Here is a 914-nt window from a genome sequence, read left to right on the forward strand (position 1 = left end):
TGAGAGGCCATTTGAAAAGTCCTCATCCGATGTTAGAAAACTCACACGGTCCACGCTGTTGATACTGAAACGACAGCACCGTGTGAGCTATGCCCAAAGACTACACCAGCAATCTCTCTCCCGACCAGTTCGCGCTCATCGAGCCGTTGCTCCCAGCTGCCAAATCCGGCGGTCGCCCCCGCAGCACCTCACTTCACGCCGTCCTTAACGCTATCCTCTACCTGGTTGTCCAAGGCTGCAAGTGGCAAGACCTCCCGAGCGATTTCCCCCCTACTGGAACCGTCTACACCTACTTCCGTAACTGGCGTCTCGACGGCACTTGGCAGCACTTGCACGACTACCTGCGCGACCGCACCCGTGCTGCGGACGGTCGCGACCCGACCCCGTCCGAGGTGGTGCTCGACAGCCAGAGTGTGCCCACTGCGCCGATGGTGGCGCGCGCTGTCGGCTACGACAAAGCGAAGCAAACAAAAGGGCGCAAGCGTCATACTGTGGTGGACACCCTCGGATTGCTGATGTGCGTGGCGGTGACAGCGGCGAGCGTGCCGGAGCGCCAGGGCGGCAAGCAAGTGCTGCAGCGGCTGCATCGCTTGGGGGAGCGCGTGAGGCGGATTAGCCTGGTGTGGGTGGATGGGGGCTACAGCGGTCAGCCGTTTCTGCAGTGGGTGATGGATACCTGCCGGTGGATTGTGTTGCTGGTGAAGCGACCGGAAGCGGCGAAGGGATTTGTGTTGTTGCAGAAGCGGTGGGTAGTGGAGCGCACGTTTGGCTGGTGGTGTTGGTATCGGCGGTTGAACGTGGACTATGAGTACCTGCCGGAGTCATCAGAGACGATGATTCAGATTGCGATGATCCGACTGATGCTCAGACGGCTAGCGTAATTTGATACCTCCCTGAACTTTTCAAATGGCCTC

Annotated in this window: 1 protein-coding gene; it reads left to right on the top strand. The window is 59.6% G+C overall.

The window, feature by feature from the left end; genetic code table 11:
• The first annotated feature begins 89 nt into the window (after positions 1-89).
• Entirely contained in the window at positions 90-881 is a 792-nt protein-coding gene (locus tag KR51_RS16860; protein WP_022609372.1) for an IS5 family transposase, read from the top strand.
• The last annotated feature ends 33 nt before the right edge of the window (positions 882-914 follow it).

It is taken from the genome of Rubidibacter lacunae KORDI 51-2 (genome assembly GCF_000473895.1).
In the GTDB taxonomy this organism is placed as follows: Bacteria; Cyanobacteriota; Cyanobacteriia; order Cyanobacteriales; family Rubidibacteraceae; genus Rubidibacter; species Rubidibacter lacunae.

Bases quoted from the DNA above. Each gene is read 5' to 3' on its own strand.
- KR51_RS16860 (WP_022609372.1), top strand. From the start codon at position 90: ATGCCCAAAGACTACACCAGCAATCTCTCTCCCGACCAGTTCGCGCTC.